Genomic DNA, 23,829 nt, shown 5'->3' on the forward strand with positions numbered 1-23,829 from the left:
ACCGGACGGCGACGGCCGGGTGAACGCCCCGGCAATTCTGGTCCGGACCCGTTACCGTTCCGTGACCAAGGGAGGGCGGGCCCGCCGGGCAGGCCCGTCCCCCTCTCCCGTCAGTCCAGCAGGGCGGCTACCGGGGAGACCGGGTCCCACTGCGCATCACGCCCCGTCAGACGGGCCGTCACCCGCCGCCAGGCCGTCTCGTCGGTGCCCAGCCGGGACCGGACCAGCACGGCCAGCTCCCGCAGCGCCTCCCCCGCCGGCGCGGGCGCGTCACCGCGGCGGGCGGCACTGTTCAGATAGGCCAGCACCTGGGCGGCGGGGGCCGCCACATGCAGCAGATCTCCGGCGGAGAGCATCCCCGAGGCGAGCAGCCCGTCGAACTGGACGGCGGCCGGCCAGTGGTACAGCCCGCCCAGACCGTGCCGCGCACGCGCCCGGGTGACCTCGGCACCGTCGGGCAGACCGTCCGGCCCCGGCTCCCGCACCAGCGCGGCGTGCCGCAGCCGGACACCGGCCGGTACGCCGGGCAGATTCACCAGGTCCTCCCAGTACGGCAGCGGCTGCTCCTGCCGGTGGGCGGCCTCCAGCGCGGTCCAGTCCACGGCCGTCGGGACGGACTCCACCACGTGCCTGGCCTGCCAGCGGTTCCCGGCCCGCCGCAGCCGCGCCACCAGCCTGGCCGGTGCCGTCTCCCGCTCCAGCCGGGCCCGCAGCACCGCGGCCGGATCGGGGCCGGACAGCGCCTTGGCGCACAGCTTCATGGCGCCCTGCCCCAGCCGCCCGGCGGCGACCAGCGCGGCGAGCTGCGGCGCGCCCCCGTGCTCGACCAGCCGCAGACAGCCCAGGACCTGCCGCACGAAGGACAGTTCGGTCCCCCGCCGGGCCAGCACCTCCCGGACGAGTTCCGGTTCGGCCGAGTCGAGCCAGCGGTCGCCGCCGGCCGGCTCGGCGGCGGGCTCGGCCCGCAACCGCTCCAGCACCAGCGCCCCCACCCGGCCGACCGCACCGGGACGGGACCGCGCCACGATACGGCGGGCGAGCCGCTCACCGGTGCCGTACCGCAGCAGCGCCAGATCGACCTTCGCGTCCACCAGGTCCACCAGCCGGTCCGTCATGCCCTCGGACAGCCACCGGGACTGGGCGGCCAGCACCCGCAGCGCGTCCGGGTCCCGCCCGGCCAGCAGCCGGTCCAGGACGTGCCGCGGGGTGCGGTCGTACCGCAGCAGATAGGCGGCCAGCAGCCACGGCCCGTCAGGTCCCAGACGCGGCAGGACGGCGTCCAGGACCGCCGCGTCGGCCAGACACAACAAGGTGCCCTCCGGCCAGGTCCACAGATGGTCGCCGTGTTCCAGCAGCCGGAGCGCCTCGTCCGGAGTGCGCGGACGGTGCGTGGGCCGGAACCACGCCGCGGCCTCCGCCGGACGCCGGGCGGGGCCGGCCGCAGCGGGCGGCTCGGCGGCACGCGGGCCGGCCGCGCCGGGAGCGGTGGCCAGGCGGATCAACTCCAGCCAGGAGATGTCCGGTGACGTGTCGTCGAAGGTCCGATCGGCGCGGGCGGCGGCCGTCGCGGCGAGCCGCAGCCACGCGTCCGCGTCGGTACCGAGAGCGGCCCGCAGCCGGCGCGCGAGGGCGTCGCGCCACGCCTGGACGAACGCGAACCGGCGCCAGTCGTACGGCACTTGCAGCAGATGACGGGCCGGCAGCCCGTCGAGCAGCGCCTCGGGGGTCACAATGCCCTGGAGGTAGGCCCGTTCGGTCGGCACCGCGCTCGACCCCAGGGTGGAGGGCGGGGACAGCGGCTGGTTGCGCAGCTGCGCGGGAAGCGGCGCGACGTACCAGAACCTCCCCTCGGGCGGCCGTATCCCCTGCGCGGCGCACGCCCGTCGGAGCCACACCGGGGTGGCCAGACCGGGTGCGTCCGCACGGCTGTGCCGGGCCAGGAACCGCAGGACGCCCGGGTCCTCGGGCAGGGGAGCGTCCCCTCCGGCCAGCGAACGGAGCAGGTCGAGCGCGGCGAGGGCGGCCCGCTCCACGGGCCCGCGCGGCGCGGCGGGCGGCGTGGCGGGCGGCGCCTCCCCGTGCGCCTCCCGCTCGCCGCCACCCGCAGCCGCACCCGCTTCACCGGCACGCCCGGCACCTGCGGCGCCGCCGCTCCCGATGTCCGGGCCGGCCGCTGCGGCGGGGGCGCTCCCGGTGTCCGGGTCGGCCCCGGCGGCGAGAGCACTCCCGGAGTCCGGGCCGACCCCTGCGGCGGGGGCGCTCCCGGAGTCCGGGCCAGCCCCAGCAGCCGGAGCGCTCCCGGAGTCCGGGCCAGCCCCCGCGGCCGGGGCACTACCGGGGTCCGGACCAGCCCCTGCGGCGGGGGCGCTCCCGGAGTCCGGGCCAGCCCCGGCGGCGAGAGCACTCCCGGAGTCCGGGCCAGCCCCAGCGCCCGGGGCATTCCCGGCGTCCGGACCGACGCCGGGACCGGGGACACCATGGGCGGCCGGGGCGGCACCGGCAGTGGAGGCCGCGACCGAGCCCCGGACGTCACCGAGGGCCGCAGCGGCACTAGGGCCCGGGACCGCACCGGAACCCGGAACCGCACCAGGGTCCGGGGCCTCACCGGCAGCCGGTGCGGCGTCAGCGGCCGGCGCGGCGGCGGCAACCGGCGCGGTGGCGACAACCGGCGCGGTGGCGGCAACCGGCGCGGCGGCACCAGCAGTCGGCGCACCGTCGGCCACCGCGGCGGCACCGGCGACAGACGTCGCAGCCGCGCCCGAGCCGCCGTCGGTGGCAGGTGCCGGTCCCTCCTGCGGGCCGGCGGTGCGGCCTGCCGCGGTGATGAGGTCGTAGAGGGTGCCGTCGTGGGCGGGCAGCAGGTCGTCGATGGCGGCCCAGGCCGCGGGGCGGTCGCCGAGGTGGGTGCCGGCCAGGGAACGCAGTTGGGCGTGGGCGGCGCCGGTGAGCAGACCGCGCCGGGCGAGCCGGTCGAGGGCGGCGAGGGCGTGGCGGGCCGGCCGTGCGGCGTGCACGAGCGCGGCCGGGTCGAGGAGCCCGGCCGCCGCCATGCCCTCGGCCCACCGTGCGGCGTTCTCGTCCAGTTCCTCCTCGGCGAGCCGCTGCCCGGGCGGCGTGATGTTGCCGGAGCGGCGACCGCCGCGCCGCCAGGGCTCGTTGAGGACGGAGAGCCGGAAGGCATGGCGCTGCTCGTCGGAGGCGTCCTCGTGGCGGGCGAGTTCCTCGCACGCCTTGGGCATGAAGGGCCGTGCGGCGTGCGCCCGGGACAGGGCCGCGATGTCGTGGACGTACGGCTCGGACAGCAGGTCGCGCAGGCTGCTGGTGCCGCGCGTGACGGCCAGCAGGGCCGGCAGGCGTGCCGGGTCCTCGTAGGGTTCGCCGCTCTCGTACAGCCGGCGCGGGGCGGCGCCCGGCCCGTCGTCCTCGTCCAGGGCGGCGAGGGTGGCCGCCACGACGGGCCGCGCCAGGTACCGGCTGACGTTCCGGTCGGCGAGCAGCGCCCGCACCGCGTCGGCACCGGCCCGCTCCCACACCCGTACCAGCGCGTACTGCTGGGCCACGCCCCGGACCTCGACGGCGGCCAGCGCGCGGCCCACCAGTTGCGGGTCGCCGCAGCCGAGCAGCGGCGCGAGCCAGGTGCGCGGCACCTCGCGGGCGGGGTCCGTCAGTTCGGCCCGGAGTGCCGCGTCCATCGGCACCTCGTCGAGCCGGTGGGCGAGGGTGCGGCGCAGGGAGGGGGTGGCGCGCTGGTTGCGGTAGACGGCGGCGCCGACCGCGGGGTCACGGGTGCCGAGCAACCGGGCCAGCACCCGGGTGTCCAGCCGCGGGTGCCGGGCGAGGGCGGTACGCACACGGGTGTCGCCGTGTGCGACGACGGCGGCGGTGAGCGAGGGTCCCGGCAGGGCGCCGCCGGCCAGCAGGTGCTCCAGCGTCCGGTCGGGCAGCGCGGCCAGTGCGGTGGCGGCGGCCTCGGGTGCCGCGTGTTCCAGCAGCAGGGCGAGGGTGGCGGGGACGCTGCGGGGCTCGGGGGCCGCGTCTGCCCGGGGGCGGCCGGCGGTGCGGGCGCGGGGACGGCGGCGAGCAGGGCGGGCAGGGTGCCGCGGTGACGGGCCAGGGCGTCGTGGACGCCCAGCCAGCGCGTGGCCGAGTCGCCGAGCTGTGCGGCCAGTTCACGCAGACGCCGCGCTGCCGGTGCGTCCACGCCGCCGGCGGCGTGGACGGCGGCGGCGACGGTGCGCGCCGGGCCGGCCGTCTCCACCGCCCGGCGGGCGGTGCCCCGCTGTGCCGGTGCTTCCGCCGCCGGGCCGGCCCCGGTGGTGGCGAGAAGGCCGCGCAGGGTCTGCGCGGCCGGTCCGTTCCCCGTTGTCGTCATGATCGTCATGCTAGGGACGGGGACCGACAGCGCCTCCGGGACAGCGGGTCACTCGCCGAGACGCACCGTGAAGCTGAACCGGTCACCGCGGTAGAGCAGCCGTACGCGCTCCAGGGGGGCGCCCGCCGTGTCCAGGGAGCGCCGGTGGATCAGCAGCATGGGCAGACCGGGCGGGGTACCGACGAGCAGGGCTTCGCGGGGCGTGGCCAGCACCGTCTCCAGCCGCTCCTCGGCCCGGCCGAACCGGATGCCGAGCCGGTCGCGCAGGTAGGCGTAGAAGGAGGAGTCGGGGTCGAAGTCCGCCTCCAGGTCGGGGACACGCGCCACCGCGATGTAGGTGGACTCCAGTCCGACGCGTTCGTCGTCGGCGAACAGCACCCGCTCCAGGTGCCAGACCGGTTCACCGGGTGCGGTTCCCAGGTCGGCGGCGAGCGGGGCCGGGCACGGGTGCCGGGTCAGGCCGATGAGGGTACGGCCCGGGACGCGGCCCTGTCTGCGGACGCCCTCGGTGTAGCTGGCCAGGGCGAGCGGCTGGGCCAGTTTCGGCCCGGCCACGACGGTGCCCCGGCCCGCACGCCGCAGCCGCCCTTCCAGCAGCAGTTCCCGCAGGGCCTGGCGGACGGTCTCGCGGGACACCTCGTAGCGCAGGGCCAGTTCGCGTTCGGTCGGCAGGAGGCCGCCCTCCCCCAGTTCCTCCAGCAGCGGGACCAGCCGGGCCTTGAGCCAGTAGTACTTGGGCACGCGGCCGTGTTCGGGAATCCCGGCACGAACGGGGGCCGCCCCGTCGGCGGGGATCTCGTAGGGAACGGTGCTTTCACGCGAGGCAGCCACCCGGGCATCCTGCCAGGCGCCACCCCGCACACGGGGTGCCGCCCTTCACGGCGGGGCCGGCCGGCGGGTACCGGCTGCGACAGCCGGCGCCTGCCCGAAGGCGGCCGGTGCGTGCCACCGGGAACCTGCCGGCGCCCCACCGACGGCAGCCGGTGCATGCGACGAAAAGAGCCGGTGCCCACCCGACAGTCGCAGCCCGTGGACGCCGAAACCCCGCCCGACAACGACAGTCGGCATCGCTCGACGGCGACAGCCCGTGCGTGCCGACAGAAAGCACTGGTACCCGCCCGACCAGGGCAGCCGGCACCCACCCACCAGTAGCAGTCGGCGCCTGCCGGGCCAGGGCAGTCGGCGCTCACCCGACACCGGCACCCACCCGCCAGCGGCAGCCGTCACTCGTCCGACCAGGGCAGTCGGCGCCCGACCGACACCGGCACCGACACCGGTCACCGGCACCCACACCAGCGGCAGCCGGCGCCTGCCCGGCCAAGAAACCGGCACCCCCCCGACGACAGCATCCGGCGCCCGCCCGCGCGGCCAGGGCACCCGGCACCCCGCGTCCGCCCGGCGGCAGCCCGCCCGGCCAGGGCGCGGCGGCCGGTACCACGTCGGCCGGGGCGGCGACCGGGGCGTGCCCGGTCGGGAGCGCTTTGTCAGGGTGGAAACATGAACCGCATGGACACCTCCCACGCTCCGCTCCGTGTCGGCCTGCTCGGTTACGGTCTGGCCGGCTCGGTCTTCCACGCCCCGCTGATCGCCACCACGCCGGGGCTCGCTCTGGACACCGTCGTCACCTCCGATCCCGAGCGGCAGCGGCACGCCCGGGAAGCGGGCGGGGCCGGCGGCCCGGTGCGGACCCTCTCCTCGGCCGACGAGCTGTTCGCCGAGGCGGACCGGCTGGACCTGGTGGTGGTCGCCACCCCGAACCGCACCCACGTCCGGCTGGCGCACCAGGCGCTGGACGCGGGGCTGCCGGTGGTGGTGGACAAGCCGTTGGCGGCCACCGCCGCCGAGGCCCGTGAGCTGGCGGCCAAGGCGGAGGCGGCGGGGCTGCTGCTGGTGCCGTTCCAGAACCGCCGCTGGGACAACGACTTCCTCACCCTGCGCTCGCTCCTGGCGGAGGACGCGCTGGGCGAGGTGCACCGCTTCGAGTCCCGGTTCGAGCGCTGGCGGCCCCGTCCCAAGGGCGGCTGGCGGGAGTCCGGCGACCCGGTCGAGGTGGGCGGTCTGCTGTACGACCTGGGCAGCCATCTGGTCGACCAGGCGCTGACCCTGTTCGGGCCGGCCGCCTCCGTCTACGCGGAGTCCGATGTGCGCCGTGCTGGCGCCGAGGCGGACGACGACACCTTCATCGCCATCACCCATGAGAGCGGGGTGCGCTCCCACCTGTGGATGAGCGCGACCGCCGCCCAGCTGGGGCCGCGCTTCCGGGTGCTCGGCAGCAGGGCGGCGTACGTCAAGTACGGCCTCGATCCGCAGGAGGGCGCCCTGCGGGAGGGTGCCCGGCCCGCGGAGGGGGTGCGCTGGGGTGTGGAGCCGGAGTCCGCGTGGGGCACGCTCGGCGCGCTCGACGAGGTGCGGCGGGTGCCGACGCTGGACGGCGACTACCCGGCGTTCTACGACGCGGTGGCCGCCGCCCTGCGCGAGGGCACGCCGCCGCCCGTGACGGCGCACGAGGCGGCGGCCACCCTCCAGGTGCTGGAGACGGCACGCTCGTTCACGCGGGCCCGCACCCTGTGAGCGGGCGCCGAGCCCACCCGGGCCCGCAGCCCGTGAGCAGGTGCCGAGCCCACCCGGGCCCGCAGCCCGCCGTGAGCGGGCGCCGGCTCACGCGGACTTCATGACCTGCCGCTGGCGGCCCAGGCCGGTGATCTCCAGTTCCACGACGTCACCCTCACGCAGGTAGGGCTTGGGTTCGGGCTGTCCCATGGCGACACCGGCGGGGGTGCCGGTGGAGACGATGTCGCCGGGGCGGAGTGTCATGAAGTGGCTGAGGTAGCGGACCACTTCGGCGACGGGGAAGATCTGGTCCGCCGTGGTGCCGTCCTGACGGAGTTCGCCGTTGACCCACAGGCGCATGGCCAGCGCCTGCGGGTCGGGCACCTCGTCGGCGGTCACCAGCCAGGGGCCCAGCGGGTTGAACGTCTCGCAGTTCTTGCCCTTGTCCCACTGTCCGCCGCGCTCGATCTGGAAGGCGCGTTCGGACACGTCGTTGGCGACGGTGTAGCCGGCGACGGCGGCCATGGCCTCCTCGTGGGAGGACAGATAGCGGGCGGTGCGGCCGATGACGACGGCGAGTTCGATCTCCCAGTCGGTCTTGCGGCTGCCGCGCGGGATCAGGACGGTGTCGTCGGGCCCGACGACGGTGTCGGGCGCCTTCATGAAGACGATCGGTTCCTCGGGGACGGCGGCGCCGGTCTCGCGTGCGTGGTCGTGGTAGTTCAGCCCGATGCACACGATCTTGCCGATGCCCGTCAGCGGCGGTCCGGTCCGCAGCCCGTCGGCCTCCGTGCCGCCCGCCATCTCGGGCAGCCGGCCGGCCTTTGCCGCCTCCCGTACCCGTGCCAGTGCGGCACGGTCGGCGAGGAGGCCGGAGTCGATGTCGGGCACGATCCCCGACAGGTCGCGCAGTGTTCCGTGCTCGTCCAGCAGCGCGGGGCGTTCGGCTCCCGCTGTTCCGACGCGCAGCAGTTTCACGTCGCTCTCCCTCCCAGGCGAATCAGCCGATCCTCCAAGAGGGTGTTCAGATCCACAAGACCGCGTTCACGTACTGGACCGTAGGGGGCCGTAGGGGGCCGTAGCCGGGTCAGGCCCCCAGCAGATGCGCCACCGTGTGGATGGCGAGACCGGCCAGGGAGCCCACGACCGTGCCGTTGATGCGGATGAACTGGAGGTCCCGTCCGATGTGCGCCTCGATCTTGCGGGAGGTGTGCTCGGCGTCCCAGCCGGCGACCGTCTCGGAGATGAGGGAGGTGATCTCGTCCCGGTAGGTCGTCACCAGATGGACGGCGGCCCCCTCGACCCAGCCGTCCACCTTGCCGCTGAGCCGGCCGTCGGCGGCAAGCCGCTGCCCCAGGGACAGCAGGGCGGTACGGGCCCGCACCCGCAGTTCGCTGCGCTCGTCCTCGGAGGCGGCCACCAGCATCGACCGCACGGCGCCCCAGGCGGAGGAGATGAGGTCCTGCACCTCGCTGCGGGCCAGGGTCTCGTTCTTGAGCCGTTCGACCCGGGCCCGGGTGTCGGGGTCGGAGCGCAGATCGGCGGCGAAGTCGGTGAGGAACCGGTCGACGGCCCCCCGCGCCGGGTGCTCGGGCATGTCCCGCATCTCCGTCACGAAGCGGAGCAGTTCGCGGTAGACGCGCTCGCCGACCTTGCGGTCCACGAACCTCGGCGTCCAGCCCGGTGCCCCGCCCGCGACGGCCGCCATCACCGAGTCGCCGTGCTCCTCCAGCCACTCGGCGGCCCGGGTGCACACCAGGTCGACGACGCGGCGGTGCCCGCCGTCGGTGACGATCCGCTCCAGCAGGCCGCCGAGCCCGGGCGCGATCTCCTGGGCAGTGGCACGGCGGGTGATCGCCTCGCTGACGACGGCCTGCACGTCGGAGTCCCGCAGCACGGTGAGCGCGCCGCGCAGCGCGGTGGACAGTTCGGCGGTCACCCGGTCGGCGTTCTCGGGCTGGGCGAGCCAGGAACCGAGACGGCTGCCGATACCCACCGCCCGCAGCCGGGCGCGGACCACGTCGGCGGACAGGAAGTTCTCCCCGACGAAGTCGCCGAGGCTCTGCCCGAGTTGGTCCTTCTTGGTGGGGATGATGGCCGTGTGCGGGATGGGCAGTCCCATGGGCCGGCGGAAGAGGGCCGTGACGGCGAACCAGTCGGCGAGCGCACCCACCATGCCGGCCTCCGCCGCGGCGGCCACGTATCCGCTCCACGCCCCGGCCCCGGCGTGCTCCGCCCAGGTGGCCAGGGCGAAGACGGCAGCCATCAGCAGCAGGGCGGCGGTCGCGATGGCCTTCATCCGGCGCACCCCGCGACGGCGTTCCTCGTCGGCGGCGGTCAGCCCGGCGCTCCCACCGGGCCCCCGCGCCCCACCGGGCCCCAGGGGACCGCCGCCACCACCGGCGCCGCCCGGGCCCCCCGCGCCACCCGGACCACTGGCCCCACCGGCCCCGCCCGAGCCCATGGGTCCGCCGACACCCCCGGGCCCGTCGCTGCCGCCCGGCCCGCTCGTACCCCCCGGAGCACCGGCACCACCCGGACCACCCGGACCACTCGTACCGCCTGCCCCACCGGCACCACCCGCACCACCCGGGCCACCCACGCCACCAGACCCATCGCCACCACCGGCACCACCGGCCCAGCCCGAGTTCCCCGCACCACCCGGGCCACCAGACCCACCAGCACCACCGGCGCCACCCGAGCCGCCCGTACCACCGGGGCGGTCGGCGTCCGCCGGACCGTCGGGGACCGGCGGCAGCGCCACGGACGTACGGGGTCCGGACACCTCCGTACCGGCACCCGCCCCTCCTACAGACCCGGCGCCCGGCACCTCCACGGGATCCGCGAACGCGACGCCCGGCACTTCCACGGGTCCGGCGGACCCGGCGCCCGGTGCTTCCGCAGACTCGGCGCCCGGCACCTCCACAGGTTCCGCAGCCCCGGCGCCCGGAGCCCCCGCGGGTCCGGCGCCCGGGTCTCCCGCCGACCCGGCCGGGCCGTGTGCACCCGTTCGGCGTACCGCTCCGTCCTTGTGAAGGCGGTGTGCCCCGGATGCGGGAGCGTCGTGTGTGACAGCTCTCACGCCGACATCTCCGCGACCGGGCAATTCATCCTCGTTCGTCCGTTCCATCCGCTCCCACCGTCCCCCTGGACGCCCTGGACACCGCCCCCCGCCCCCGGTCCGGCAGGGGGCCCGGGGGCGTCCATTCTCCCTCCGCCACCACTCGGTGGAACGGACCGAGGCTGTTGCGCGTCTGTCTGATCGGCAACACGGAAAACAACACGGAAAACAGCATCAGCAAGGACTCGGTGCCGTGCCGGGAGACCCCCCGGCCGGCCCTGCGGCGCACGGCCCCCCGACGGGTTCCGTGCCCCTTTCGTGGGATCATGGCACCGCCGACCAACCGGAGCCGCGGGCTTCGTTCAGCCGAGGAGAACCATCGCGCGTGACCAGGAACATGGGCTATGCCCTGCTCGCCGGACTTGCGGCGATCGTGGTCCTCGTGTCGACCGCGATATTCATCGGAGTGGGCAGCAAGGGCACCGGACTGGGCGAGGACTCCCCCCAGTCCCGCAACTCGGCGGCGCCCGCCTCCTCGGGCAACTGGGTCGGCACCTGGTCGGCCGCCCCGGCGGCGGCCGAGCCGAACAGCCGCGACGGGTTCGCCGACATGTCGATACGGAACGTGGTGCACACGTCCGTCGGCGGCACCCAGGCCCGGATCCAGCTGTCCAATCTGTTCGGCAACCGCCCGCTGACGATCTCGCACGCGACCGTCGCCCTCGCGGCGGCGCCCAGCAACCCGACGGCCGCGGCGGGCAGCATGCGCCGTCTCAGCTTCGGCAACAAGCCCTCGGTCACCATCCCGGCGGGCGGTGAGGTCACCAGCGACTCGGTGCGGCTGAACGTGCCGCACGCCGCCGATCTGCTGGTCACGACCTACTCGCCGACCCCCTCGGGCCCGGTGACCTACCACCCCTACGCACGGCAGACCAGCTACGTGGCCGAGGGTGACCGCACCGAGGACACCTCCGGTACGGCCTTCACCCAGCAGAGCCCGTACTGGCGGTATCTGACGGCCGTGGACGTGTGGAGCGCCGAGACGGACGGGGCCGTCGCCGTGCTCGGCGACTCGATCACCGACGGCATCACCTCCAGCCCCGGTGCGAACCGCCGCTGGACGGACTTCCTCGCCGAGCGGCTGCGCACCGAACGCGACGCGCCCCGGCTGAGCGTGCTGAACGCGGGGATCAGCGGCAACCGCATCCTGGTGGACGGCAGCAAGTTCTCGCCCAACAACGGGCCGAGCGGGCTGAGCCGCGTCAACCGTGACGTGCTCTCCCGTACGGGCGTGAAGGTCGTCGTCGTCGAGATGGGGCTCAACGACATCATCAAGCCGCCGCGGCAGCGCGATCCGCGGCAGATCGTCGACGGCATGCGGGACCTGGTGCGGCAGGCGCACTCCAGGGGGCTGCGGGTCGTCGGCGGGACCCTGACGCCGTTCGGCGGGCACCGCGGGTACAACCCGCGGATGGAGGCCGTCCGCCAGGCCGTGAACGAGCAGATCCGCAGCGGCAAGGTGTTCGACGCGACGGTGGACTTCGACGCCGCCCTGCGGGACCCGGCGCACCCCGAGCGGCTGCGTGCGGCGTACGACTCGGGCGACCATCTGCACCCGAGCGACAACGGCTACCGGGCCATGGCCCAGGCCCTGGACCTCAAGACGCTGAAGGGCTCGCGGCCGGCGAAGCTGTGAGCCCCGGCCGCCGCGCGCCGCGAGGGCCGGTCAGCCTCCGTACATCCGTGCGATGACGTCCTCGATGTCCGGCTCCCGTACGGAGAGGTCCACCAGCGGGTAGTCGGCGGCGATCCGGGCGACGAGCGGTGCGGCGCTCGCCGAGGCGGGGAAGGCCAGCCACTGGCGCGGCCCCTGCGTACGGACCGTGCGCGCACCCGGTATCCCCTCGATCGGGGGAAGCTCGCGCTCCAGGTCCACCACCAGGGTGCGCTCGCTGCGGCCCGCCTCGTGCAGCCCCGCAAGGGCGCCGTCGTACAGCAGCCGGCCGTGGTCGATGACCACGACCCGTTCGCACAGGTACTCGATGTCGCTGAGGTCGTGGGTGGTCAGCAGCACGGTGGTGCCGCGCTCGGCGTTCAGCCGCAGCAGGAACTCCCGTACCCGCGCCTTGCTCAGCACGTCCAGCCCGATCGTCGGCTCGTCCAGGTACAGCACGTCCGGGTCGTGCAGCAGCGCGGCCGTGATGTCGCCGCGCATCCGCTGCCCGAGCGAGAGCTGCCGCACCGGGACGTCCAGCAGCCCGTCCAGCTCCAGCAGCTCCACGCAGCGGGCGAGGTTCTCCTCGAACCGGTCGCGCGGGATGCGGTACATACGGCGCACCAGCCGGTAGGAGTCGCGCAGCGGCAGGTCCCACCACAAAGTGGTGCGCTGTCCGAAGACGACACCGATACGGCGCACCAGCCGGGTGCGCTCCCGCCACGGGTCCGTCCCGGCGACGCGCAGCCGCCCGCCGCTGGGGGTGAGGATGCCGGTGAGCATCTTGATGGTGGTGGACTTGCCGGCGCCGTTGGGCCCGATGAAACCGGCCATCTCGCCGCGCCGCAGCCGGAAGGAGACCCCGTCGACCGCCCGCACCTCGCTGGTGGTCCGGCGCAGCCACCCTGTTCTGCGGCGCACCCGGAACGTCTTGGTCAGGTCCGTCACGTCGATGAACGCCTCGTCGGTCGTCGGCACGGCCCGCCGTCCTCTCTCAGTTTCCCGTGCTGCGGTACGCCCGCAGCCCCGCCCGCCACACCAGCCCGGCCACCAGACAGCACACGAGCGCGACGGCGGGCGCGGCCAGGTCCGCCCAGCCCGGCAGGCCCAGCGGATCGTCGCGGCCCAGCATCCGCAGGGCGGGCAGCCAGTTCACGAACGCCAGCGGCACCACGAACGTCACCCCGCGCACCAGCTCCTTGCCGAAGACGGTGGGCGGGTACTGGAGCACCGTCGTACCGCCGTAGGTGAAGGCGTTCTGCACCTCCGCGGCGTCCTGCGCCCAGAACTGGAACGCACCGCCGACGACGAACAGACACCCGAAGATGACGCCCCCGCACAGCAGCATCGAGACCAGCAGCGCCACCCGCCCCGCCGTCCAGTCCAGCTCCAGCCGCGTCAGCGCCCAGCCCAGTACGAGCGTCCCCTGGAGGATGCGGCCCAGCCGGCGCAGCGCGAAGCGGTCGGCCGCCACCTGGCTGAGGACGGGCACGGGCCGGGTGAGCAGGACGTCCATGGTGCCGTCGCGCACCCGGCGGCCGACCCGCTCGGCCGTGCCCAGGATCAGGTCGGCCAGCCCGAAGGCGACGCAGGCGGTGCCGTAGAGGAAGGCGACCTCCGGCAGCGAGAAGCCGCCGAGCGCGTCCACCTGGGAGAACATCAGCATGATCGCGACGAAGTCGAGGGCCGTGGTGGCGAAGTTGGCCGCCAGCATCATCCAGAACGAGGCCCGGTACGCCCATGAGGAACGGATCCACATGGCCGCGATGAAGCCGTACGCACGCACCCCCCACACGGCGCGGCCCAGCACCTTGCGGACCCGGCCCGCCGCCATGGCCTCAGCCACCCTGGACCACCACCTTGCGGGTCGCCAGGGCCTGCAGGAGCCGGCCCGCGGCCAGCAGCACCACCGCCCACACCGCCTGGAAGGCGAGCCCCGCCAGGGCCCCGCCGGGCTGGGTGCCCAGCAGGACATCGGCGGGCACCTGGAGCGTCGCGGCCCACGGCAGCTGCCGCGCCACGTCGCCGAACTCGCCGGGGAAGACGTTCAGCGGCAGCAGCATCCCCGAGAAGAACATGCTCAGCAGCGTGGACAGGGCGCTCAGTCCCGTGGAGTCCAGCAGCCAGAACCCGCACAGCGCCCACAGGTAGCGCACCGCGAAGCTGACGACGACCGCCAGCAGTACGGAGAGCAGGAACAGCGCCCACACGAGGGGGGAGGCCGGCAGCGCCAGGTCGAAGACGAGCGCCCCCGCGACCATCGGCACCACCCCGCGGCCCACCAGCTGGAAGGCGGCCCTGCCCAGGTCGTGGGCGAGCCACCACAGCTGGAGGTCCACGGGCCGGTACAGGTCGACGGCGATGTCGCCGTTGCGGATCCGTTCGTGGAGCTCGTCCTGGAAGCCGCCGCCCATCAGCGCGGCGGCGGCCAGCAGCGCCTGACCGGTCCAGACGAAGGTCAGCGCCTGTGACTGGCCGTAACCGCCCAGCTGCGGACGCTCGTGCCACAGAGCGATGAACGTATAGGCGAGAATGAACCCGAAGACGGTGTTGGTGAAGACGCCGGCCGCCGTGGCGACGCGGTAGGTGGCGTACCGCCGGAAGCCGCTCGCGGCCACGGCAAGATTGAGGCGGAGCAGATGCATCCTTTCGCGCTCCTCCACCGTCTTCCTAGTAGCACTTCCGTGCGAGAACCGAGCCTGGGCAAGCGAGGAAGCTTAGTGCGGGGCCGGGCGGGTGACCACCGAATATTCACCGGTCCCCGCGGCCCCTGGGCTCGTTCCGCGGTGCGGAGGGTGCGAAAGTGTTCTACGGGGCGTACCACGAATCGCCCGCCATTGGACGAGGAGTCCCTGCAGACATGAGTGACGAGCCGAAACGCGACGCCGAAGGCCGAGAGCCGGAGTCGGACGGCCCGCCAGGAAAGAACCCGCCCCACAAGGACGCCCGGCCCCGGGGCGCCGCCCCGAAGAACGGCCCCGACCGGGGCAAGGGCACCCCCGACGACGCCCCCGGCGGCAACACCGGGGGTGCCCCCGGTGGTACCCCCGGCGAGAGGGACACCCCCGCCGCGCGCGGTACCTCCGGCAAGGGCGGCGACGCAGGGAAGAGCGGCAGTACCGGCAAGAGCGGCGGCACCAGTATGAGCGGCAGCTCCGGAGAGAGCGGCGGTACCGGCAAGAACGGCCCCGCGGACAAGAGCGGCCCCGCCGCCGAGGGTGCCTCCGGCACGGAAGGAGCCCCCGCCAAGGGGGCCGCCGCGCCCGGTGGCAACGGTGCCAAGGGGAGAGGCGGCAAGACCGGCGCTCCCACGGGTTCCGCCACCCCGGCGGAGGGCACCCCGAAGGGCACCGCCCCCGGGGGCACCCCGGCGCGGCCCGTCTCGTCGAAGGGCGCGGCGGCCGGCAAGAGCGCCGGCGACGGTGGTTCCCCCGCCAAGGGCACCCCGCCCGTCCCGGGAGCCCCCGGCAAGGCCACACCCACCGGTGCCGCACCCGGCAAGGGCGCACCCGACGGCGGCACCCCCGCCAAGGGCACCCCCGACAGCGGCGTACCCGGCAAAGCCACCCCCGGCAAGGGCGTACCCGCGGGCAGCCCCGCAGGCAAGGGCGTACCCGCAGGCGGCGCCCCCACAGGCAAGGTGCCCGCTGGAGGCGGGCCCGGTGCCGAGGAGACGGCTCTGCTCCAGCAGGCGGGCAGGCTCTCGGACGGCCCGGGTGCGGAGCGGACCCCGCCCCCGGACGGCAAGGGCAAGAAGAAGGGCCGGGAGAAGCGGCAGAAGCGGCGCCGCACCGGCTGGCGTCGGCTGCTGCCGACCTGGCGCATGGTGCTGGGCGGCGTCCTGCTGATCGTGCTGCTCGTCTCGGGCGCGCTGGTCGCCGGCTATCTGCTGGTGAGCATCCCGGCCCCGAACAAGGCGGCTGCCGCGCAGACGAACGTCTTCCTGTACGCGGACGGCACCCAGATCGCCCGGGACGGGGACGTCAACCGGGAGATCGTGCCGCTGAGCAAGGTGCCCAAGAAGACGCAGCACGCGGTGCTGGCGGCGGAGGACCGCGACTTCTACCACGAGTCGGCGGTGGACCCGCAGGCCATGCTCCGCGCGGGCTGGAACATGCTGACCGGTGGTGAGCGCCAGTCCGGCTCGACGATCACCCAGCAGTACGTGAAGAACTACTACCTGAGCCAGGACCAGACGGTCACGCGGAAGGCGAAGGAGTTCTTCATCGCGCTGAAGCTGGACAACGAGGTCGGCAAGAACGACATCCTGGCCGGCTATCTGAACACCAGCTACTTCGGCCGCAACGCGTACGGCATCCAGTCGGCCGCGCACGCCTACTACGGCAAGGACGTCGGTGATCTGACCACCGCCGAGAGCGCCTATCTGGCGGCGCTGGTCAACTCGCCGAACGCCTACGACACCCGCGTGCACCCGGAGAACAAGGGGCGCGCGGTGGCCCGCTGGAACTATGTGCTGGACGGCATGGTGACCAAGGGCTGGCTGAGCAAGAGCGAGCGGCAGGGGCTGAAGTTCCCCGAGCCGGAGGCTCCCAAGCCGCCCCGGAACATGTCGGGCGAGCGCGGCTACCTGGTCGAGGCGGTGAAGAACCACCTCATCGAGAACAAGATCATCGACGAGCGGCGGCTGCGGGCCGGCGGCTTCCGGATCACCACGACGTTCCAGCCGAAGAAGCAGAAGGCGATGCGGGACGCCGTGAACGACGAGCTGATGTCGCAGCTCGACAAGAAGAACCGCAAGATCGACAAGTACGTCCGGGCGGGCGGCACCTCGGTGGACCCGAAGACCGGCAAGGTCGTCGCCATGTACGGCGGCATCGGCTACACCGAGCAGTACACCAACAGCGCCACCAGCCGTGAGTACCAGGTCGGTTCGACGTTCAAGCCGTTCGTCTTCACCTCGGCCCTGCAGAACAAGGCCACGACGCAGGACGGCCGGCCGATCAAGCTGAACACGGTCTACGACGGCACGAACCGGCGCGAGGTGGTCAGCAACGGCCAGGGCACCGGCTACGCACCGGCCAACGAGGACCAGCGGTCCTACGGCCGGATCCCGGTCACCACGGCCATGGACAAGTCCGTCAACAGCGTCTTCGCCCAGATGGGCATCGACGTCGGCCCGAAGAAGGTCAAGAAGACGGCGACCGACCTGGGCGTGCCCGCGGCGGGCACCCAGATGCCCGAGGACGGTTCCATCTCGCTGGGTGTCGCCACCGCCTCGACGCTCGACATGGCCGAGGCGTACGCCACGCTCGCCAACCACGGCAAGCACGGCCACTACACGATGGTGGAGAAGATCACCCGCGGTGGCGAGGTGGTCAAGCTGCCGGACCGCGACGTCAAGCAGGCCGTGCCGCGGGCCGCGGCCGACACCACGACGGCCGCACTGCGCAGCGTGGTGGAGGGCGGCACCGGCCAGGCGGCGAAGGCCGCGGGGCGTCCGGCGGCGGGCAAGACGGGTACCGCCGAGGAGGACAAGGCGGCCTGGTTCGCCGGCTTCACCCCGGATCTGTCCACCGTGATCAGCGTGATGGGCAAGGACCCCAAGGACGGCGCCCAGAAGCCGCTGTACGGGGCGGGCGGGCAGGCCCGGGTCAACGGTGGCGGCTTCCCGGCGCAGATCTGGGGCGCGTACACCAAGGCGGCACTGGAGGGGCGTCCGGTCAAGAAGTTCGACCTGGACACCTCGGGCAACGGCAGCGTGCCGAGTTCCGAGGCGCCGGATCCCTCGGACACGGCGAGCGCACCGCCCAGTTCCGAGGGGCCCAGCGACAGCCCGAGCCAGTCGCAGCAGCCGAGCGACGACCCCCCGTCGTCGCACGAGCCGCCGCCCTCGCAGGAGCCGACGTCCGATCCGCCGAGCCCGCCGGGGATCGGCGGGGTCGACGGCGGTGACCCGGGCGGCAGCCCCGGCGGCAACGGCGACCCGGGCGGCAGCCCCGGCGGCAACGGTGATCCCGGCGGCATCGGCGGTGACCCGGGCAACGCCTGGGACGGCGGCGCGCGCGAGCACTGAACGGCGGAGCGGCCCGGGGTGGTGATCTGAGCCACCACCCCGGGCCGCTCCCTTTGCTACGGTCCAAGGGCCGGTCCCCGCACAGGTCGGGACCGGTCCCGACGAGACGCGCCGTACCGGGCAGAGCAAAGACGACGCACCCCCGCAGTCGTACGCAACGGAGGTGCCGTCATGGCCTGGATCATGCTTGTCGTCGCCGGTCTCGTCGAGGTCACCTGGGCGATCGGTCTCAAATTCACCGAGGGCTTCACCCGGCTGTGGCCCAGCGTCTTCACCGTGGCGGGGTTCGCCACGAGCATGGTGCTGCTGTCGCTGGCCGCCAAGAGCCTGCCGATCGGGACGGCCTACGGCGTGTGGGTCGGCATCGGTGCGGCCGGCGCCGCGGTCGTCGGCATGCTGGCGCTGGGCGAACCCGTCACGGCGGGCCGCCTCTTCTTCATCGGGCTGCTGCTGGTCTCGGTGATCGGTCTGAAACTCACCTCGGGCCACTGAGCGGCCACGGGCGCAGCAGGTGCCCCCGCAAGGCGCAAGGGGGTGTCGCGGGGCGCCGTGCGGTTCCCTTCCCGGGGAGCCGCACGGCGCCCGGGTGTCACAGGTAGAGGCCGGTCGAGTCGTCGGTGTCCTGGAGGCGTTCGGCCGCCACGGCGTGCAGGTCGCGTTCCCGCATCAGGACGTAGGCGACTCCGCGTACCTCGACCTCGGCGCGGTCCTCGGGGTCGTACAGCACCCGGTCGCCGGGCTCGACCGTCCGTACGTTCTGTCCGACGGCGACGACTTCGGCCCAGTCCAGCTTGCGTCCTACGGCCGCCGTCGCGGGGATCACGATGCCGCCGGAGGACCGGCGCTCGCCCTCGCTGGTGTCGGTCCGGACGAGCACGCGGTCGTGCAGCATGCGGATCGGCAACTTCTCATGTTGTGCGGAGGCAGGGGTCTTTGGGCTCACCGGAAGACCGTATCTCAGCCTCTCAGTGGCGTCGGCGGCGAGCCGCCCGACGGGACGCCGGCTTGCGGCGGGAGGAGACGGCGAGGGCGCCGCCGGCCAGCGCGAGGACGAGCACCGCGACGGGCACGATGCGCTCCACCCTGGGGGCGCCGTCCTCGGTGACGAACTGGGCGCGCACGTCGCTGACCGCGCGGTTGGCGACGACGTACGCGCGTCCCGCCGTGCGGTCCACCGCGGCGGCGGCCTTGGCCTTGGCGTCGCCGATGATCGTCTTCGGGTGCACGCGTACGGCGATCTCGTCGAGCGCTGCCGCGAGATCCTGCCGCCTGCGGACGATGTCCGCCTCGATGTCCGCGGGGGTCCTGGCTTCCGGCACCGAGCTGCCTCCGTCGCTGTCAGTCCTGCGTCCTACCGTGTTGACGGCCATCCTGTCAGCTCGCCCGGCCCGATGCCCCACGGCACCCCCGATCGGCGGCTTTTGGCTACGCTCGGGCAGGGTGAGCCCGGTGCCGTCGCCACCGCACCGTACCGGCGGGTAGGGGTGTGGGCCGCACACCGGCGGCACGACACCACCGGTGGGTACCGCGGCGGGCACCGGAGGAAACACAGCGCACGCAGTGACCGCCCCAGTGAAGGAGCCCCCGATGAGCCAGCGTCTTCAGCCCGGCGATGCCGCCCCCGACTTCACGCTCCCCGACGCCGACGGCAACAAGGTGTCGCTGGCCGGCCACCGGGGCCGCAAGGTGATCGTCTACTTCTACCCGGCGGCGCTGACCCCGGGCTGCACCAAGCAGGCGTGCGACTTCACCGACAATCTGGAGCTGCTGGCCGGCCAGGGCTACGACGTGATCGGCATCTCGCCGGACAAGCCGGAGAAGCTGGCGAAGTTCCGGGAGAAGGAGTCCCTGAAGGTCACGCTCGTCGGCGACCCGGACAAGGAGACGATGCAGGCGTACGGCGCCTTCGGCGAGAAGAAGCTGTACGGCAAGACCGTCACCGGCGTCATCCGGTCCACGGTGATCGTGGACGAGGAGGGCAAGGTCGAACGTGCGCTCTACAACGTGAAGGCCACCGGCCACGTCGCCAAGCTGATCAAGGACCTGGGGCTGGCCTCGGAGTGATCTGAGGCACCCGGACGGGCCGAGCGTGCTTCGTCCCGTCCGGGTGCGGTACTCATGAGGGATGAAGCAAGAGGAACAGCCCTACGACCCGGCTGCCCTCAAGCGGCACCGGCACCTCTTCCGCGCTGTCAGACGCAGGCGGGATCCGAAGGTCCGTCGTAGCGACATCACGGTGACGGACGAGGCCACCGTCAAGCGCGCCACCATGGCCGCCGCAGTCGGCAACGCCATGGAGTGGTTCGACTTCGGGATCTACGCCTATCTCGCGGTCACCATCGGCAAGGTGTTCTTCCCGGCGGGCAGCACCCAGTTGCTGGCGTCGTTCACCGCCTTCGCCGCCTCCTTCCTGGTGCGCCCGCTGGGCGGGCTGTTCTTCGGGCCGCTCGGTGACCGGATCGGCCGCAAACAGGTGCTCGCGCTGACCATGGTGATGATGGCGGCGGGCACCTTCTGCATCGGGCTGATCCCCTCCTACGCCTCCATCGGGCTGGTCTCGCCCGTGCTGCTGCTGATCTGCCGCCTGGTGCAGGGGTTCTCCACGGGCGGCGAGTACGGCGGCGCGGCCACGTTCATCGCCGAGTACGCGCCGGACAAGCGGCGCGGCTTCTTCGGCAGCTTCCTGGAGCTGGGCACGCTCACCGGCTACACCGGTGCCGCCTCGCTGGTGCTGGTGCTCAACACCACGCTGGGCGACCAGGCGATGCTCGACTGGGGCTGGCGGATCCCGTTCCTGGTGGGCGGGCCGATCGGCGTGGTCGGTCTGTATCTGCGGATGAAGCTGGACGACACCCCGGCCTTCCAGAAGCGGGCCGCACAGCTGTCCCACTCCCCCGAGGCCGGCGCGGAGGAGGCGGCCGAACCGCGGCTGTCGGAGAACGTCCCCCAGAAGGAACTCAAGACGATCTTCGCCCAGCAGTGGCGGACGCTGCTGCTGTGCATCGGCCTGGTGGCGGCCTACAACGTCACCGACTACATGCTCCTGTCGTACATGCCCGCCTATCTGACCGACGCGCTCGGCTACGAGAACTCCATGGAGCTGGTCGCCGCCATCATCGCGATGGTGGCGATGGCGCTGGTCATCCAGCGGGTGGGGCATCTGAACGACCGGTTCGGCCGCAAACCGCTGCTGCTGGCGGGCATGGGCGGCTTCGCCGTGCTGACCATCCCCGCCTTCGCCCTCTTCCAGCAGGGCAGCTTCGTGGCCGTGCTGATCGGTCTGCTGGTGATGGGCGCCTGCCTGGTGTGCCTGCTGGGCACCATGTCGGCGACGCTGCCGGCGCTCTTCCCCACGGATGTGCGCTACGGCTCACTGTCCATCGGCTACAACGTGGCCACGTCCCTGTTCGGCGGCACGGCACCGGGCCTGATGACGTATCTGGTGGACAGCACCGGCGACAAGCTGGCTCCCGCCTACTACGCCTCCGGTGCGGCCCTGCTGGGCATCGTCGCCGTGGTGTGCATGAAGGAGACGGCCCGCAAGCCGCTCCAGGGTTCGCCGCCGTCGGTCAGCACCCACGAGGAGGCCCGCCGGCTGGCCCGGGCCGAGACGAACGAGCCCACGTTCTGAGGGCACGCACAAGGCCCGCGCAGCTGCGGGCGCGGGCCTTGTGCGTGCCCCGGCCGGGGTCATCCGCCCGGCCCCGCAGTACGATACGTGCGCGCGCGAGTGCCGGAATTGGTAGACGGGACGGCTTTAGGTGCCGGTGTCTTCGGACGTGGGGGTTCGAGTCCCCCCTCGCGCACTCCGAGGGCGAGCCCCCTGACCTGCGAAGACGCGGCGGGAGGGCTTTTTTCGACGCTGCTCCCGTGCACACCGTGTGCGCACGGAGGTGCATCACCTGGCCTGTGCGGCGCGGAGGCGACGTCCACCTCGATCTCGTCCGCGTCTGCCAGGACTGCTTTCGCGTCTCCGGAGGAGAGGCGCGCGGTGATCGCGTTCGCCAGCGTGCGGGCGACAGAGTACGGAACGAAGTCGATGCACGCGGTGAGTCCCACGGGAAGCTCCTGCTGGTGCTCCGAGAGCGTCAGGGCCCGGCCGATCGCGGCTTCCGGCCGCGGCGCGGTCTCCCATTCGGGCGTACGCCCGGGCGCAGCCGTGCACGAGCAACCGAATGGCCTGTGGGTTTTCGGGAGAGAGATCGACTCCGGCCTGTGCCGCGCGCGCTGCTTCCGCGTAACGCCCCGCGTAGTACAGGCCGAGCGAACGGGTTCCGTGGACCCGGCATACGCGGTGCAGCTCCTGAGCGCGGCACTGAATGGCCATCAGCGCTGTCAGTGGGGCGCCGTACGCTTCCAGCATGGCGACGGGCGAGGCGAGCGAGACGGGCGATGACCCCTCGGAATCGGGGCTCCGGCACACGCGGGGCTCCGCGTACTACGCGCGGAACGCGGAGTGGTTGGCCAAGAGGTACGAGAGCCTGTCGTTCGAGACTGTTCACCAGGAGTCCTTGTCCTTCCTGCCCCCGGCTCCCGCCCGGGTGGCGGACATCGGCGCGGGCACCGGGCGGGACGCCGCCGCGCTCACCGAGCGCGGGTACGAGGTGGTGGCGGTCGAGCCGGTCGCGCGGATGCGCGAGGTCGCGCAGCGGCTGCACGCCGACGCGCCGGTGGTGTGGCTGGAGGGCGCGCTGCCGCACCTGGCGTGCCTGAACGGCCCGTTCGACGTGTTGCTGGTCTCGGCGGTGTGGATGCACCTGGCCGAGAGCGACCGCGAGCCCGCCATGCGCCGCCTGCACGAGCTGCTGACCCCGGGGGGCGTCCTCTTCCTCACCGTGCGGCACGGTCCGGGACCGGAGGAGCAGCAGCTCTTCGAGGTCCCGGACGACGAGACCCTCGACCTCGCCCGAGCCTGCGGACTGCGCCCTGTCAACGTGTGGGAGGGCGCCGACCGGCTGGGCCGCGGACAGGTGTGCTGGACCCGACTCGTACTGAGCAGGGAGTGCGCATGACCGGTGACGCCTTCTTCGCCGCCGACCCTGCGGCTCGCACGTCATGGCGCCAGGCGATCCTGATGGGCGCCAACTCCCGCACCTACAAATTCGCACTGGGGCGCGCGCTGCTCGTCCACGCGCGCGCCGGTCGGACCGAGGTCCCGCTCCGCGAACTGGCCCGTACCTACGCGATGGAGCTGGTCGAGCATCTGCGCACGGCGCCCCAGGCGCCCGAGATCACCTCGATGAAGGAGACGGACTTCCTCTCCGTCGCCACGGCGGAGAGCGAAGCGTCGCTGGCGGCGGGTGAGCCTACGGAGCGGCTGGTGGAGTCCGCGATGCGGTCCATGCCGGGCATGGTGATGCGTAAGTTCCACAACCTGCGGAACGGCTCGCCGATCGCCCACACCTTCTACGAGCTGATCCCCGACTCCCGCCCTCCCATGGTCCGTCTGCTGCCGGATCTGTTGCGCGTGGCCGCCCAGTCCGAGCAGGTGGACGGCCTCCTGGACGAGCTGACGGGGCGGTGGAACATCGTCGAGTGCTCCTTCACCACCGGGATCGGCCGCAGCCTGGTGACCGACGGCATGACGGTCGACTGGGCCACCGAGACCCTCACCGACAAGCGCCGGCGCCGCTCGGTGACCGGCGTACGGGAGGCCGTCCTCGGGTTCCAGCACGGCCGCTGCCTCATCTGTGACAATCCGATCGGCCCGAGCGACCAGGTCGCGATCGACCACGTCTTCCCGTACGTCATCATGGAGCGCTACGGCGGCGTCTCCGGCTGGGAGGGCCCCGACCTGGACGCGGTGTGGAACCTCGCACCGGCCCACCAGCATTGCAACGCCGAGAAGAGCGACGCCTTCCCCGGCCCTGAGCTGGAACGGCGCCTCGTCCAGCGCAACGAGGCGATCATGAGTTCGCTCAAGCCCCTCAGCCGCACCCTCCGCCTGGCCCTGGGCCGTAACCCGGGCGGCGCGGACGGCAAGCAGTGGACCCGTTTCGTCCACGAGGTGAGGTCACTGTGCAGGTGATCCGAGTCCCGCCCGAGGAAGGACGCCGATGGCACTCCATATTGGAGTACGCGCGGGTTCCCGGTGACCA

At 73.3% G+C, this 23,829-nt stretch carries 17 protein-coding genes, 1 tRNA gene and 1 riboswitch; of the genes, 9 read left to right on the forward strand and 9 right to left on the reverse strand.

Annotated elements, in window-relative coordinates; genetic code table 11:
• Nucleotides 1-110: 110 nt before the first annotated feature.
• Together IO40_RS34920 and IO40_RS0120185 are read right to left on the reverse strand one after the other, a co-directional pair.
• On the reverse strand, nt 111-3,851 hold the full coding sequence (locus IO40_RS34920; protein ID WP_031175867.1) for a hypothetical protein: 3,741 nt from the start codon (nt 3,849-3,851) through the stop codon (nt 111-113).
• Nucleotides 3,852-4,420: 569 nt separating this feature from the next.
• Nucleotides 4,421-5,203 carry a GntR family transcriptional regulator gene (locus IO40_RS0120185; RefSeq protein ID WP_016469162.1) on the reverse strand — a complete coding sequence of 261 codons (783 nt, stop codon included), beginning with the start codon at nt 5,201-5,203 and terminating at the stop codon, nt 4,421-4,423.
• Between the two features lie 666 nt (nt 5,204-5,869).
• On the opposite strand from IO40_RS0120185, the gene IO40_RS0120190 reads away from it, so the two are divergent.
• The gene (locus IO40_RS0120190; protein ID WP_016469163.1) at nt 5,870-6,943 is read left to right on the forward strand and encodes a Gfo/Idh/MocA family oxidoreductase; all 1,074 of its coding nucleotides are present in this window, start codon (nt 5,870-5,872) and stop codon (nt 6,941-6,943) included.
• Nucleotides 6,944-7,030: 87 nt separating this feature from the next.
• On the opposite strand, the gene IO40_RS0120195 is transcribed toward IO40_RS0120190, so the two are convergent.
• Both IO40_RS0120195 and IO40_RS0120200 read right to left on the reverse strand, forming a co-directional pair.
• On the reverse strand, nt 7,031-7,900 hold the full coding sequence (locus IO40_RS0120195) for a fumarylacetoacetate hydrolase family protein (protein ID WP_016469164.1): 870 nt from the start codon (nt 7,898-7,900) through the stop codon (nt 7,031-7,033).
• Nucleotides 7,901-8,009: 109 nt separating this feature from the next.
• Complete coding sequence (locus IO40_RS0120200) at nt 8,010-9,386, reverse strand: DUF445 domain-containing protein (RefSeq protein ID WP_016469165.1); 1,377 nt, start codon at nt 9,384-9,386, stop codon at nt 8,010-8,012.
• A 994-nt stretch (nt 9,387-10,380) separates the two neighbouring features.
• On the opposite strand from IO40_RS0120200, the gene IO40_RS0120205 reads away from it, so the two are divergent.
• Nucleotides 10,381-11,679: an SGNH/GDSL hydrolase family protein gene (locus IO40_RS0120205; protein WP_031175869.1), complete on the forward strand. Its 1,299-nt coding sequence runs from the start codon at nt 10,381-10,383 to the stop codon at nt 11,677-11,679.
• Nucleotides 11,680-11,709: 30 nt separating this feature from the next.
• Here the strand turns inward: IO40_RS0120205 and IO40_RS0120210 are convergent, their stop codons facing one another.
• The 3 genes from IO40_RS0120210 to IO40_RS0120220 are packed head-to-tail and all read right to left on the reverse strand — an operon-like array spanning nt 11,710 to nt 14,342.
• Complete coding sequence (locus tag IO40_RS0120210) at nt 11,710-12,675, reverse strand: ABC transporter ATP-binding protein (protein ID WP_016469167.1); 966 nt, start codon at nt 12,673-12,675, stop codon at nt 11,710-11,712.
• Between the two features lie 16 nt (nt 12,676-12,691).
• Nucleotides 12,692-13,531: an ABC transporter permease gene (locus IO40_RS0120215; protein WP_016469168.1), complete on the reverse strand. Its 840-nt coding sequence runs from the start codon at nt 13,529-13,531 to the stop codon at nt 12,692-12,694.
• 4 nt (nt 13,532-13,535) lie between these two features.
• Entirely contained in the window at nt 13,536-14,342 is an 807-nt protein-coding gene (locus IO40_RS0120220; protein WP_016469169.1) for an ABC transporter permease, read from the reverse strand.
• A 215-nt stretch (nt 14,343-14,557) separates the two neighbouring features.
• Here IO40_RS0120220 and IO40_RS0120225 point away from each other — a divergent pair, with 215 nt between their 5' ends.
• Together IO40_RS0120225 and IO40_RS0120230 are read left to right on the forward strand one after the other, a co-directional pair.
• Nucleotides 14,558-17,731 (forward strand): transglycosylase domain-containing protein, encoded by a 3,174-nt coding sequence (locus tag IO40_RS0120225; protein ID WP_031175870.1) that lies wholly within the window; start codon nt 14,558-14,560, stop codon nt 17,729-17,731.
• A gap of 79 nt (nt 17,732-17,810) precedes the next feature.
• A riboswitch (guanidine-III (ykkC-III) riboswitch) is annotated at nt 17,811-17,872 on the forward strand.
• Between the two features lie 30 nt (nt 17,873-17,902).
• Complete coding sequence (locus IO40_RS0120230; protein ID WP_016469171.1) at nt 17,903-18,223, forward strand: DMT family transporter; 321 nt, start codon at nt 17,903-17,905, stop codon at nt 18,221-18,223.
• A 97-nt stretch (nt 18,224-18,320) separates the two neighbouring features.
• Here the strand turns inward: IO40_RS0120230 and IO40_RS0120235 are convergent, their stop codons facing one another.
• Nucleotides 18,321-18,623 (reverse strand): GroES family chaperonin, encoded by a 303-nt coding sequence (locus IO40_RS0120235; protein WP_016469172.1) that lies wholly within the window; start codon nt 18,621-18,623, stop codon nt 18,321-18,323.
• 73 nt (nt 18,624-18,696) lie between these two features.
• Nucleotides 18,697-19,050 carry a DUF3618 domain-containing protein gene (locus IO40_RS0120240; protein ID WP_016469173.1) on the reverse strand — a complete coding sequence of 118 codons (354 nt, stop codon included), beginning with the start codon at nt 19,048-19,050 and terminating at the stop codon, nt 18,697-18,699.
• Nucleotides 19,051-19,318: 268 nt separating this feature from the next.
• Here IO40_RS0120240 and bcp point away from each other — a divergent pair, with 268 nt between their 5' ends.
• The 5 genes from bcp to IO40_RS0120265 all read left to right on the forward strand — a co-directional run bounded on the left by bcp (nt 19,319) and on the right by IO40_RS0120265 (nt 23,759).
• Entirely contained in the window at nt 19,319-19,795 is a 477-nt protein-coding gene (bcp, locus tag IO40_RS0120245) for a thioredoxin-dependent thiol peroxidase (RefSeq protein ID WP_016469174.1), read from the forward strand.
• Nucleotides 19,796-19,856: 61 nt separating this feature from the next.
• Nucleotides 19,857-21,362, forward strand: coding sequence for an MFS transporter (locus tag IO40_RS0120250; RefSeq protein ID WP_016469175.1), 1,506 nt, complete (start codon nt 19,857-19,859; stop codon nt 21,360-21,362).
• Between the two features lie 93 nt (nt 21,363-21,455).
• Nucleotides 21,456-21,537: transfer RNA gene (locus tag IO40_RS0120255), tRNA-Leu, on the forward strand.
• 555 nt (nt 21,538-22,092) lie between these two features.
• Nucleotides 22,093-22,743 carry a class I SAM-dependent methyltransferase gene (locus tag IO40_RS33810; RefSeq protein WP_234336584.1) on the forward strand — a complete coding sequence of 217 codons (651 nt, stop codon included), beginning with the start codon at nt 22,093-22,095 and terminating at the stop codon, nt 22,741-22,743.
• Complete coding sequence (locus tag IO40_RS0120265; protein WP_031175872.1) at nt 22,740-23,759, forward strand: HNH endonuclease; 1,020 nt, start codon at nt 22,740-22,742, stop codon at nt 23,757-23,759. Before IO40_RS33810 ends, IO40_RS0120265 begins: the two co-directional genes overlap by 4 nt.
• The last annotated feature ends 70 nt before the right edge of the window (nt 23,760-23,829 follow it).

Source organism: Streptomyces albus subsp. albus (genome assembly GCF_000725885.1).
Lineage (GTDB): Bacteria > Actinomycetota > Actinomycetes > Streptomycetales > Streptomycetaceae > Streptomyces > Streptomyces albus.